This is a genomic window from Peterkaempfera bronchialis (assembly GCF_003258605.2).
GTDB lineage: Bacteria > Actinomycetota > Actinomycetes > Streptomycetales > Streptomycetaceae > Peterkaempfera > Peterkaempfera bronchialis.
Map to the genome: position 1 here is coordinate 978,101 of NZ_CP031264.1, position 12,634 is coordinate 990,734.

10 protein-coding genes are annotated in these 12,634 nt (G+C 70.4%); all 10 read left to right on the top strand.

Annotated elements, in window-relative coordinates; translation table 11 throughout:
• The first annotated feature begins 3 nt into the window (after positions 1-3).
• The 10 genes from C7M71_RS04285 (at position 4) to C7M71_RS04325 (ending at position 12,618) form a co-directional block, all read left to right on the top strand.
• Entirely contained in the window at positions 4-1,716 is a 1,713-nt protein-coding gene (locus tag C7M71_RS04285) for a non-ribosomal peptide synthetase (protein WP_229759046.1), read from the top strand.
• Positions 1,717-1,721: 5 nt separating this feature from the next.
• Entirely contained in the window at positions 1,722-3,494 is a 1,773-nt protein-coding gene (gene asnB, locus C7M71_RS04290) for an asparagine synthase (glutamine-hydrolyzing) (RefSeq protein ID WP_111490613.1), read from the top strand.
• 48 nt (positions 3,495-3,542) lie between these two features.
• Positions 3,543-4,238, top strand: a complete 696-nt coding sequence (locus C7M71_RS04295) for a thioesterase II family protein (protein WP_111490612.1) — start codon at positions 3,543-3,545, stop codon at positions 4,236-4,238.
• A 38-nt stretch (positions 4,239-4,276) separates the two neighbouring features.
• The gene (locus C7M71_RS30500; RefSeq protein ID WP_162824130.1) at positions 4,277-4,441 is read left to right on the top strand and encodes a hypothetical protein; all 165 of its coding nucleotides are present in this window, start codon (positions 4,277-4,279) and stop codon (positions 4,439-4,441) included.
• Positions 4,442-4,444: 3 nt separating this feature from the next.
• Positions 4,445-5,929, top strand: coding sequence for an FAD/NAD(P)-binding protein (locus C7M71_RS32510; protein ID WP_111490611.1), 1,485 nt, complete (start codon positions 4,445-4,447; stop codon positions 5,927-5,929).
• Complete coding sequence (locus tag C7M71_RS04305) at positions 5,926-7,158, top strand: ATP-grasp domain-containing protein (RefSeq protein WP_111490610.1); 1,233 nt, start codon at positions 5,926-5,928, stop codon at positions 7,156-7,158. Before C7M71_RS32510 ends, C7M71_RS04305 begins: the two co-directional genes overlap by 4 nt.
• 6 nt (positions 7,159-7,164) lie before the next feature.
• Complete coding sequence (locus tag C7M71_RS04310) at positions 7,165-8,172, top strand: hypothetical protein (RefSeq protein ID WP_114914182.1); 1,008 nt, start codon at positions 7,165-7,167, stop codon at positions 8,170-8,172.
• Positions 8,114-9,343, top strand: coding sequence for an ATP-grasp domain-containing protein (locus tag C7M71_RS04315; protein WP_111491812.1), 1,230 nt, complete (start codon positions 8,114-8,116; stop codon positions 9,341-9,343). The genes C7M71_RS04310 and C7M71_RS04315 overlap by 59 nt, the downstream gene beginning before the upstream one ends.
• 52 nt (positions 9,344-9,395) lie before the next feature.
• Positions 9,396-10,361, top strand: a complete 966-nt coding sequence (locus tag C7M71_RS04320) for a nitrilase-related carbon-nitrogen hydrolase (RefSeq protein ID WP_111491813.1) — start codon at positions 9,396-9,398, stop codon at positions 10,359-10,361.
• A 493-nt stretch (positions 10,362-10,854) separates the two neighbouring features.
• Positions 10,855-12,618, top strand: a complete 1,764-nt coding sequence (locus C7M71_RS04325) for an ABC transporter permease (RefSeq protein ID WP_111491814.1) — start codon at positions 10,855-10,857, stop codon at positions 12,616-12,618.
• The last annotated feature ends 16 nt before the right edge of the window (positions 12,619-12,634 follow it).

Sequence of the window (12,634 nt, forward strand, 5' to 3'; positions counted from 1 at the left end):
ACTGTGCAGCAGATATCAGTAGTGGACGCGATCCAGCGCGCCGTTCAGGACCATCCCCACTGCACCGCCATCGAGACCTCCGACGGCTCCATCACCTATCGGGAGTTCGGCGAGTACACCCGCGATTTCACCTCGCGACTCGAATCGCTCACCGCTCCGGGTGAGTTCATCGGAATCGAGGCCATCCGCACCTCGGGTTCGATCGTCGCCATGGTCGGCGCGCTGGCCGCCAGACGGCCGTTCGTGTTCATCGACCCGCGCGACAGCGAGTCGTCGAACAGGAGCAAGGTGTCCTCGCTCGGTATCAACGTGGTCGCGAGCAGCCGCGACGCGCCGCACGCGCCACGGCTCGCCGCGCCGCCGGCCGAGTGGCGGGACGGCGCGGGAGACCGGCCCCTGGCGGATCTGGCCGAATACCAGGGAACGCTCGGCTACGCGATCCACACCTCGGGTTCGACCGGAGAGCCCAAGTGCGTCCTGGTGCGCGCGGAACCGCTGGTGCCCATGGTCCGGGACCATGTGCGACGTCTGGAGCTGGACCCGCAGTGCCGCACGCTGCAGTTCGCCCGCCTGACCTTCGACGGGTGCATAACCGAGATTCTGTGGACCCTGACCTCGGGCGCCTGCCTGGTGATCCTGGGCGAGGAGCACCTCAGCCCGGGAACGGTGCTCCAGCGGACGTTGGAGGACTTCCGCATCACCCATCTGAAGACGACGCCGTTCGCGCTGACGTCCACTCAGCCGAGCGATGCGATGACCCTGAAGCATGTGATCAACGGTGGCGGCGCCTGCCGGCAGGCCGTGCTCCGGAAGTGGTCGTCGGCAGCGGCCTTCCACAACGCCTACGGGCTGACCGAGACCACCGTCTGCAACTTCCTCAGCGACCCGCTGGACCCGGACGACTGCCGGGAGTCCATCCCGCTCGGCGACGTGGTGGGCGACTGCGGGTTCGATGTCGTCCCGTTGCCGACGGCCACGGCGGACGGTGCCGCCGGATCGCCGGTGACCCGTGGTGAACTCGTCATCACCGGCAACAGCGTCGCGGTGGGCTACCTGACCGCGCAGGGCGTGCAGCGCTTCATCGACGACAACGCGGACCGGGTCTACCGGACCGGCGACATCGTCGACCACCACGACGGGCAGGTCTTCTTCGTCGAGCGGCTGGATCGGCAGCTCAAGGTCCGCGGCTACCGCCTGGACCCGGGTGAGGTCGAGAGCGCGGCCTGCCGCCTCGACGGGGTCGTGGAGGCGGTCGTCTCCGCCGAGTCGCACGAGAACGGTGACGACTCCGCCGTCGATGCCCTGGTGTGCTACTACCTGGGCACCGCCACCTCCCGGGAGGTGCGCGCCCACCTGGAGGCGGTCCTCGACTCCTACAAGGTCCCTTCGGTGATCCAGCAGATCGAGGCGATCCCCTACACGCGGAACGGCAAGGTCGACCGCGAGGCGCTCCGGGCGAGCCGCCGCACCGCTCCGGCTGCGGCCCGGGCCGCCACACCGGAGGAGCAGATCCTCGAACTGGTACGTCAGCTCACCGGAGTGGACGACGCCGGCCTCGACGACAACTTCTTCGACGTCGGCGGCGATTCGGCCTCCACGGTGATCCTGGTCAACAAGCTGAAGGAACTCGGCTGGATGGCTGTCGGCGTCCGGGACGTCCTCCGGGCGGAGAATCTGAAGGTTCTCGTCGACGAACTACGTGATCGGAGTGCTTGATCGCGATGTGTGGCGTATGCGGGACCTATTCTCCGAACGGTCAGGTGGATCGCAGCATCGCGGCTGCCATGCACAACCGGCTGGTCCATCGCGGACCTGACGAGACCTACTCACTGAACACCGAAACAGTCTCCGTAAAGCTCGGCCGCCTCGGCATGACGGGCCTGGTCGACGGCTGGCAGCCCGCCGAGGACCGCAGCGGCCGGTACGTGGCCATGACGAACGGCGAGGTGTACAACGCCAAGGCCCTCCGCGAGAAGGTGGGTTCCGACCGGCAGCGGAACGCCGTCGATGTGGCTGTCATCCCGGAGCTGGTGTCCCGGTACGGAATCCAGGGACTGGGCCTGGTCGACGGGCAGTTCGCGACCGTCGTCTTCGACCGTGCCGAGAACTCGCTGATCCTGGCCAGGGACCGGTTCGGCATCTGCCCGCTGTACTACACGGTGGCCGGCTCCGACATTCACTTCTGCTCGGAGCTCAAACCGCTGGTGCAGTGCGTCGACCAGCCCTGGAAGGTGGACATCGGCGCTGTCGACCAGTACTTCTCGCTGGGGAACATCGTCGCGCCACGGACCCTGGTGAAGGGCGTGCACGCCGTTCCCCCCGGCTGCGCCGTCCGGTTCGGTCCGGACCGGCAGGAGACCGTACGCTACTGGCGCTACGGCCAGTTCGTTCCCGCCCCGGAACCGGTCTCCGAGGAGGCGCTCAGGGAGGGTCTGCAGTCCTCCGTCCGGGACCGCCTGCATGCCGATGTGGAGATCGGCGCCTATCTGAGCGGGGGATTCGACTCCACTGCGATCCTGATGGAATCGGCCGCGCTGCTCGACCGGCCGGTCCGGACCTTCTCCGTCGTGTTCGACGATCCGTCGCTGGACGAGGGGCGCTTCCAGCGGGAGGTGGCGGAGCAGGTCGGCAGCAAGCACGAGCAGATCCTGTGCCGGCCCACCGACATCGCGTCGCGGTTCGAGGAGATGGTCCGGCACTGCTGCTATCCGCAACGCGAGACCTACAATGTGGCCGCCATGATGCTCGCGGACACGGTGCGGTCCTTCGGCGTCAAGGGGGTCGTCTCCGGCGAGGGAGCGGACGAGCTGTTCTTCGGCTACGACTCCTATGCCTTCGACAGCGCGACCCGATCCACCCGGAGCTCCTGCGCGGAGAACGAGCAGGCCTGGGGCCGGGCGGACTTCAGCTGGGAGGTCGACTGGCGAAAGGTGAGCCGGCGGCGGGAGCACCTTGCCTCGGCGGCACATGAGGCGCTGGTGGGCGAGGAGTTCTGGCGCACCAGGCTGATTCCGTTCTCCGAGGACGAGGTCAAGCTGCTCTCATCGATGCAGCTGCGCTCGATCTCCGATGTGTACGTCCAGCTGGCGGGCCATCTTCTGGGCGACCACGGCGACGCGATGGTCATGAAGAGCTCGATCGAGGGCCGCTACCCGTTCCTCGGGAACTCGGTGGTCTCCCTCGCTCTGCAGACCGGCGACAGTGCGAAGGTGGTCGACTTCGAGGGCAAGGCGTGCCTCAAGTCGGCCTACCAGGGAGTCGTCCCGGAATCCGTTCTGCGGCGTGGCAAGCACGGGTTTACCGCGTACGACCTGCGGTCGGTCGTCGATGAGCGGACATGGGAGGGCTGGCGGGGCCTGGTCGAGGCCAGTGGGGTCTTCGCCCCCGGCTGCCTCGACACGGCGCCTGGTCAGGGTGGTGCGGACAAGTGGGACTTCAGGCTCAGCCTGATCAGCATCGCCATGGTCATGGATGAGCTGGCACTCGGGCTCTGAACCCTGAGCCATGCCGTCACGATTCGCTGAAGACAGGAGGAGGAACCGGTGAGTCCCGACAGTCCGAGCATCGTCGTCTTTCCGGGTGCCGGATCCTTCGGCACCGAACTCCGCGGACTGCTGGCAGAGTTGGGGCCGTCAGCCTGGCTCGCACGGTATCCGGGACGATTCGGCAGGGATTTCGGCCAGGGCGCGGGAACCTTCCAGGAGGTCGTGCGGTCCTGCGTCGCCCAGGTAGAGCGCCGCCGGCCGTCCCGGGCCGTCCTCGTCGGGCACAGCTTCGGCGCGTACGCGGCCCATGCCACGGCGAGGGAACTGGAGGAGCTGGGGACGGTGGTCTCCGCGCTGGTGGTGGTCGGCGCCACCGCACCGGCTCTGCTGACGGTGCCGGAGCCGCCCACTCTGCGACGGTCGGACACCGTCGCCTACCTCGAAGGCATCGATCCCGACCTCCTACCGGACGAGGCCGACGAGTGGCGGGAGATCGTCATCGACACCACGATGCAGGACCTCCGACTGCTCAGGGAGTTCACCACATCGCAGGTCCGAGAGGTGCGCTGTCCGATCCTCGCGGTGCGCGGTGCGGCGGATCCGCTGGCGTCCACCAGCGGAATCGGCGCGTGGGCCGACGCCACTTCCGGCGGATGCACTCGCGAGGAGTTCCCGGGCGGTCACTCGGATCTGCTGCGCACGCCCGAATTCGCCTCGTGGCTGCGCGAGGCATGCCTGCACTCGTACGCGTGACCCTGCACGCCGAATCAGAAAGAGGGGGCAACCGGACCGTGTCCGTGGCCACACCCGACGCACTGGTGGCATACGCCTTCCCCCGGCCCCGCGCCGGGCGGCCGCTCGGCCACCCGGGCCGCGCCGTCGGCCTCACCCGGTGCAGCGGCGCCCTCGGCACATCCCGGGCCGGGGATCCGATCGCCGCCCGAGCAGCGGGCTGATCCATGGGCAAGCACGCCATCATCGTCGGCGGCGGAGCCAGCGGGGTGACCCTGTTCACCCTGCTGGCAACCACCCCCGGAATCAGCTCCATCACGGTGGTCGACCCCAATCCGATCGGGCTGGGAACGGCCTTCGGCACCACCGATCCGCTGCTGCTCTGCAACACCTCCGTCGACGTCACCTCGATCAAGCCCACCGGCGAGTCCGATCTGCTGAGGTATCTCGCCGCGCGCGGCTGGCCGGTACACCGTGACCACTTCGTCCCCCGCTACCTCGTCGGCCAGTACTGCCGCGAGCGGTATCTGACATACCGCCGGACCGCCGAGCAGGCGGGAACCCGGGTCCGGCACCACCGCGCGCGAGGCACCGCCGTCCGCCCTCACGACGACGGCGGCTACACCGTCGTGCTCGACGACGGAGCGCAGCTCGTCGGCACCGATGTCTTCCTCTGCCTCGGCCTCGACCAGCCGGTCGTCCCCGAACTGGTACGCGCGCACGTCGGCCATCCGGACCTCACCACCGTGCCGTACCCCGTGGGGCGGCTGCGTCGGCTGCCGGCCGCCGCGCGGATCCTGGTGCTCGGCAGCAAGCTCACGGCGATCGACGCGGCGCTCGTCCTGGGACAGCGGGGGCGGCGTGTGGTTCTCACCTCGCCCTCCGGACAGCTGCCTGCGGTCCGGAGCCGACTCAGCCGGCCCGCCAGCCCGGTACTCGACCCGGGCTCCTGGCGACGGCTCGCACCGGAGTCCCCGGACTTCGACCGCGAGGCGGCCCGCCTGGTGGTCTCCGCGGTGGCCCGGGCCGGATCGGGAGCCGCGCTGCGTGCCCAGACGAGCGCAGCGGCCGCGCCGGCCGACCGGCTGGCCGAGGAGCTGCGCCTCGCGGAGTCCGGCCAGGTTCCCTGGCAGGACGCGATTGCCGAGATCATCGACGCGATCAACGACAGCACGGCGTCCTGGCCTGCGGACACGCGCAGGGCAGTGCTCGGACGGTACCGGCACCTGATCTCGCGCTACATCTCATCCATTCCGGTCCGGAACGCCCGGCTGCTGCTCGAACAGCTCACCGGGGGAACGCTGGCGATCGTCCCGCGGCTGCCGGAGGGCATCACCCCGGCCAAGGCCGGTACCGGGTGGCTGGTCCGGTGGGCGGACGACCGTACCGAGCACATCGACCACATCGTCTGCGCGGCCGGCTACCACAAGCCGACTCTGCGGCAGCTCCCTGATCGCACCCTGCTGCTCCACTCCGATCCGGCCCTCGCTTCGGCCGGCGCCGAGCCGGAGGTCTCGGCCGGCCTCAGGGTGTGCGATCCGCGGTCCGGTGCACCCGAGCGGGTCTGGGTGCTCGGTGCCACCTCGCACCCTCGGGCCGCCATCGTCAACTACCTGAACACCGCGGCTCGTCAGGCGACCGGCATCGCCACCGACCTGCTCTGGGCCGCGCACGACGTGCCCGCCCCCACCGTCAGCGGAAGGCTCGCATGATGTTCGTCCTCGTCAATCCCGTCTCCACCGGCAAGGCGCTGGCCACGGCATTCCGGGAGGAGGGCGCGGAGTGCCTGCACCTGTACGACGCGTCGCTGCGGCACGCGTACGACGCGGACAGCTCCCCGCACACCATGGTGCACGAGGACCTCGCCAAGACCCTCGGGGTGCTGAAGGGCCTGCGCCCGACCGCCGTCATCGCCGCGAGCGAGTACGGCGTCCTGCTCGCCGACGCGCTTGCCGCGAAGCTTGGGCTGCCGCACCACCGGCCCGAGCAGGCCGCGGCCCGCCGCGACAAGGAGCTGATGGTCCGGGCCCTGGAGCAGGCCGGTGTGCCCGCCGCGCGCACCGGCTCGGTACGCGACGAAGCCGAGCTGATCGAACTGCTCGCCCGGTGGGGCGGCCATCCCGTGATGGTCAAGCCGCGCGACAGCGCCGGAAGTGACGGCTGCACCATCTCCCCGGACCGGGAGACGGCCCTGGCGGCCTTCCGGGCGATCGTCGACCGGCGGAACCTGATGGGCGAGGTCAACCATGACGTCCTCGTCCAGGAGTTCCTGACCGGCACCCAGTACATCGTGAACACCGTGAGCATCGGTGGCCGCCACCTGGTGAGCGAGGTGTACGCGGAGCGCATCGACCACATCGACGGCGCCCCGGTGCTGCGCCACATCATCTCCCGCCCGCAGCTCGACGCGGCGGAGGCGGAGCTGGTCGCCTATGTGCTGAAGTGCCTTGACGCACTGGGCATCCAGGAGGGGGCCGCGCATACGGAGGTCATGCTCACCCCTGCCGGACCGCGCCTGGTCGAGGTCAACTCCCGTGTCATGGGCCCCTCGCTGGCGCCTGACCCGTACCATGCGGCCTTCGGGTACAGCCACCAGCATCTCGTCGTGGAGCGCTTCCTCCGCCCCGAGGAGTTCGCGCTCCGTCTCGAACTGCCCTACACGGCGGCCCGGACGGTCGCCAAGGTCTTCCTCCGCTCCGACCGTCCGGGGGTGCTGCTGGCCGTGGACGGCGCGCGCATCCTGCGCCGCCTGCCCGGCTTCCACAGCATCGACCGGCTGCCCGCGATCGGGCAGCCCATCCTCGACCGGTACCTCACCACCGGAGCCAGCGGCATCGCCTACCTGGTCCACGAGGACAAGCACCTACTGCTGAACTCGCTCGGCGTCATCCATGACCTCGAGGACAGCGGAGCCCTCTACCGCCTCGCCGAACAGAGCTGATCCTCGTTGCCGATCGCACTCATCGCCCTCTCCGTCCTGCTCCAGGCCGGGACCGAGGGCTTCCTCTCCGGCCGACTCGACCCGGCCGGCAGCCTGCTCTTCTCCTGTCTGGCGTTCCTCACCACCGCGGTGGTGTTCGCGCTGACCTCCGTACTGCGCGGCATCCACCGGGGAGCGCTCGGGAACCGTGAGGTCAGACGGCTGCTGTACCAGATGAACCTGGCGAGCGCGCTGACCTTCCTGGGCTACTTCCTGGCGCTGGCCTGGGTGCCCGCCGCACTGGCCGCGAGCCTCATGGCCGGCGTCGGCCCGCTCGCCGTCGCCGTCCTCGGCATGGGCCGGGGGTCCGGCGGCCCGGGACGCGCAGGTTGGCTGCGGGCGGGCGCGCTGCTGGCGGTGTCGCTGGCGGTCGCCGCCTGCACCCGCTCCGGCGGGCCGTCGGCGAGCGCGCCCGCGGTCCTCGGGGGCGGTGTGCTGGCCGTGCTCTCCGGCGTCGGTGCGGCCCATCTGGCCACCATTTCACGGAGGTTGGGCGCCCTCGAAGTGGACCCGATCGTGGTGACGGCCCACCGTTTCCACCTCACCTATCTGCTGGCCGGCGTGCTACTGGTGGCCCATGGAGGTCCGACGGGCCACGGGCTGTCGCTCGGGACAGCCGCGACGGCGGCGGTGGCGGGGGTGGTCGTCCCGCTGTATCTGCTTCAGATCGGCGCGCAGCGCTGCCCCCCGGCGATCACCATGGTGCTGCTCACCACCCTTCCCGGGCTGACGTACCTGGCGCAGGTGCTGTTCGGTGACCGGTTCAGGGCGCTGAGCGCGGTGCTGATCGCGGCGCTGGTGGCACTCGCCGCGCTGTTCACCCGGATCGAGGCGCGGCCCCGGCGATCCCCCGCCGCAACCACTGCCGCAACCACTCCCGCAACCACTCCCGCAACCACGACAGAAGGAGACCGCGATGCCGACCGTGCTGGTGATCGGGGGCGCGGCGCCGAGGGAGTCCGGCTTCGTCCGTGACATCTGCGACCGGGCGATGGACCAGTTCCGGAAGCGTGGTGTCCGCGTGGTCCTCACCGACACCCGGGAGAACCTGGCGGCCGCTCCGGAGCTCACCGCGCTCGCCGACGAGGTCCATGAGCTGGACTTCGCCGATGTGTCGGCCTGCCAGGACTGGGCCGTCGCCTACGCCCGGCACTCCCCGGTGCAGGCGGTCGTCGGCTACCGCGAGTACGCGGCCGTCAGTGTGGCTTCGGTCGCCGCGCTTCTCGGGGTGCCGGGCAACCCGCCCGAGGCGGTGCGACTGGTCAGGACGAAGGACGAGTGCCGTGAGCACCTGCGCCGCCACGGTTTCCGGCAGCCGGAGTTGACGGTCTGCGCGTCCGAGGAGGAGGCGGCGGACTTCCTGCGGAACCACGGCCCGGAGGTCGTGGTCAAGCCCCGCCGGGGCTCCAGCAGCGAGGGAGTGAGCAGGGTCTCGGACTCGGCCGCGGTGGCCTCCGCCTTCCGGGCCGCACAGGACGCCGACGGGCTGGCACTGGTGGAGGAGTTTGTGCACGGCCGCGAGTTCAGTGTGGAGGGCCTGTTCACGCAGGGTAGTCCCCATGTCCTCGCCGTCACCCACAAGGTGCTCGCCCCCGGCGGGTTCGTGGAGATGGGCCATACGATGCCCGCCGCGCTCGCCGCCGACGAGGAGGCCGCGGTCGTCTCCACCGTGACGCGGGCGCTCCGGGTGATCGGCCTCCGGCGGGGTCATTTCCACGTCGAGTGCTGGGTCACCGAGTCGGGTGTCGTGCTGGGCGAGGTCCATGCCCGCCAGGGCGGGGACTGGATCCACGCGATGCTGGAGTGGTGCCACCCGGATCTCGAGCTCTACGGCCAGTGGCTGGACGACCTCCTGGGGGTGCCGTCTGCCGGTGCACCGGCCCGCGCCACGCGGGGCGCGGCCGTGCGCTTCCTGGCCCCGCCGACCGGCGTCGTCACATCGGTCGGCGGCTGGTCCGAGGTGGCCGGCGATCCCTCGGTGCTGGCCGCATCGTGCACGCTGACCGTCGGCAGCCGCATCCATCCCGTCACCTGCAACCTCGACCGGCATGGTGCGATCGTCGTGGGCGCGGAGGATGCCGGGCTCGCGGAGGCCAAGGCCGATCTGCTGCGGAGCTCGCTGCGCGTCGAGGTGCGCCGGCCATGAGTCCACACCGGCCGCTTGCCCGACTGTTCCGCGGATTCCTAGGCTCGGTGTCATGACTTCCCTGTTCCCTCACGCCGCCACGGCCCCGGGTCCCCGCCGCACGGTGACCGCTGCCGTGGTGCAGGCGGCCGCCCCACTGTTCGACACGCAGGCCGCGCTGGCCCGCGCCGAGGAACTGATCCGCGAGGCCGTCCTGAGCCACCGGGCCGAGGTCGTGGTGCTGCCCGAGGCGTTCCTCGGCGGCTATCCCAAGGGCCTGGACTTCGGCGTCACCGTCGGCAGCCGCACCCCGGACGGCCGCGAACTGTTCCGCCGCTACCACGCCGCCGCCATCTCCGTCCCCGGCCCGGAGGTCGACATCCTGGCCGCCGTTACCCGGGAACTGGGCTGCCACACGGTCGTCGGCGCGGTGGAGCGGCGCGGCGGCACCCTGTACTGCGTCGCGCTCTTCTTCGGCCCCGACGGCTACCTGGGGCTGCACCGCAAGCTGATGCCGACCGCGGCGGAACGCTACCTGTGGGGCCAGGGCGACGGCTCCACCCTCCCGGTCGTCGACACCGGTAGCGCCCGGCTGGGGGCCGCCATCTGCTGGGAGAACTACATGCCGCTGTTCCGTACGGCGATGTACGCCAAAGGCGTCGACCTGTGGTGCGCACCGACCGTGGACGACCGCGACGCCTGGCAGGCGACCATGCGGCACATCGCACTGGAGGGGCGCTGCTTCGTCCTCAGCGCGAGCCAGTACCTGCGCCGCGACGCCGTCCCCTCCGACCTCCATCCGGTCCAGGGCGAAGAGCCCGACACCGTCCTGATCGGCGGCGGCTCGGTCATCGTCTCCCCGCTCGGCGAGGTCCTGGCCGGCCCGCTGCGCGGCGGCGAGGGCATCCTGGCCGCCGAACTCGACCTCGACGATCTGGCGCGCGCCCGCTTCGACTTCGACCCTACCGGCCACTACGCGCGCCCGGACGTCTTCACCCTCCACGTCGACGAGTCGGCCCGCACCGCCGTAACCGGCTGACCAACGCACGAGGACCGCTGGACCTCCGAGTCCCGCACGACCCGACTACCCACTCGCCGTCGACCTCGGTGTGCCAGCGCCCGATCGCCCCGGTGGAGGTCTCGCTGTAGACGACCACCGCGCCCGCGAGCACGGCCTCACGTGCTTATTTGCGTATTGATGCAACAAGGGGCACACTCTTGGCGTCGGGTTCCGTGCGTGCCGAGCGCGCGTCGGGGCGCAGCCACATCACGTACAGGAGGCGGCCATGGGTGCAGACCCTCCCAGTCCGCGCTGCCTCCAGGGCATTCGCTGACTCAGTCGGGGCCGTGCGGCCTCTGCTCCACCCGCGCCGGGCACGGCCTCAGTCTCGATGAGGCTGCGGTCCCGGGCGTGCCTCTGATGCTTACCCGTCTATCCCCCTGATGCCTGGGTGCGTTCTGTCCTGCCGCCGGTGCGCCGGTCGTGGCCGGGCATTCCGTCGTGCCCGGAGCCAGGGCCGGAGGTTTCCGTGATGTCGGTCCGTACGGACAGCAAGCCTGCGCAGGCCACAGCCACGCCGGTGGCCGCGAGGCTGGCCGGGCGCTGGTCCCGGGTTTCCTGGGTGGACGCGGCGGTGGCCGCCGCCGTGCTGGTGATCTTGTATGTGGTGCTGCGTGCGGGACACGGCACGACCGTGGCCTTCAACACACACCACAACCTGCGCGTGGACACCGATCCGGCCCGGCTCCCCTATGACGCGGCCCGTTCGCTGCTGCGCATGTTCGCCGCGCTCGCACTGTCGATCGTCTTCACCTTCGCCTACGCCTATGCCGCGGCCAAGAGCAGGCGGTTGGAGCGGATCCTCATCCCGGCGCTGGACATCCTGCAGTCGGTACCGGTGCTGGGCTTCCTGACCGTGGCCGTGACCGGGTTCATCGCCCTGTTCCCCGGTTCGCTGCTGGGCCTGGAGTGCGCCTCGGTCTTCGCGATCTTCACCTCGCAGGCGTGGAACATGACGTTCGGCTTCTACTACTCGCTGACCTCCCTCCCCCGTGAACTCGACGAGCTGTCCCGCTCGTTCGGCTTCACCCGGTGGATGCGGTTCTGGAAGGTGGAGGCGCCGGCCGGGGTGATCGCCCTGGTCTGGAACGGCATGATGAGCTTCGGCGGCGGCTGGTTCTTCCTCGTCGCCTCCGAGGCGATCAGCGTCAACAACCAGCAGTACGCGCTGCCGGGGATCGGCTCCTACGCCGGCGCCGCGATCGCCGACGGAGACCTGGGCAAGGTCGGCTGGGCGATCCTGGCCATGGCCGTCATGGTCATCGGCGTGAACATCCTGTTCTGGCGCCCGCTGACCGCCTGGGCGGAGAAGTTCAAGAACGAGCAGTCCGAGGCGAGCGAGGTCCAGCACTCCGTCGTCCTGGACCTGCTGCGCCGGTCCCACTGGCCGCGGCTGCTCGGGCGGCCGCTGCGCCCGGTCGGGCGGTGGCTGGGGGTGGCGGGCCGGGTCTTCGGCCGCGACGACCGGGCGCTGTCCGTCGACCGCACCCGGCAGCGCACCGGCGACCTCGTCTTCGCCGTCATCGCGGGCGGGCTGATCCTGTGGGGCCTGGTCGACCTCGCCCTCTACCTCCATGACCGGACCGGGCTGGGGGTGTTCGGGCAGCCGCTCCTGCTGGGCCTGGCCACGCTCGCCCGCGTGGTGGTGCTGGTCGCGCTGGCCACCGTGGTCTGGGTGCCGATCGGCGTCAAAATCGGCTTCTCCCCGCGGCTGACCCGGATCGCGCAGCCGCTGGTGCAGCTCCTGGCGTCCTTCCCCGCCAACTTCCTCTTCCCGCTCGCGGTGTGGTTCTTCCTGAAGACCGGGCTGTCCATCAACATCGGCGGCACCCTGCTGATGGCGCTGGGCGCCCAGTGGTACATCCTGTTCAACGCCATCGCCGGTGCCATGGCCATCCCCTCCGACCTGCGCGAGGCCATGGACGACCTGGGCGTCACCGGCTGGCAGCGCTGGCGGCGGCTGATCATCCCCGGCATCTTCCCGTACTACGTCACCGGCGGGATCACCGCCTCCGGCGGCGCCTGGAACGCCTCGATCGTCTCCGAGGTCGTCACCTTCGGCGGTACCGCACTGACCGCCACGGGCCTGGGCGCCTACATCGCCGAAGCCACCGAACACGGCGACTACCCCCACCTGCTCGCCGGCGTCGCGGTCATGAGCCTGTATGTCGTCGGCCTCAACCGGCTGCTGTGGCGCCGCCTGTACCGGCTGGCCGAGGCCCGCTACTCCCTCTGAACCTCCGCTTCCACCG

Coding starts and splice junctions, on each gene's coding strand:
- asnB (WP_111490613.1), top strand. CDS start 1,722: ATGTGTGGCGTATGCGGGACCTATTCTCCGAACGGTCAGGTGGATCGC.
- C7M71_RS32510 (WP_111490611.1), top strand. CDS start 4,445: ATGGGCAAGCACGCCATCATCGTCGGCGGCGGAGCCAGCGGGGTGACC.
- C7M71_RS04305 (WP_111490610.1), top strand. CDS start 5,926: ATGATGTTCGTCCTCGTCAATCCCGTCTCCACCGGCAAGGCGCTGGCC.
- C7M71_RS04315 (WP_111491812.1), top strand. CDS start 8,114: ATGCCGACCGTGCTGGTGATCGGGGGCGCGGCGCCGAGGGAGTCCGGC.
- C7M71_RS04320 (WP_111491813.1), top strand. CDS start 9,396: ATGACTTCCCTGTTCCCTCACGCCGCCACGGCCCCGGGTCCCCGCCGC.
- C7M71_RS04325 (WP_111491814.1), top strand. CDS start 10,855: ATGTCGGTCCGTACGGACAGCAAGCCTGCGCAGGCCACAGCCACGCCG.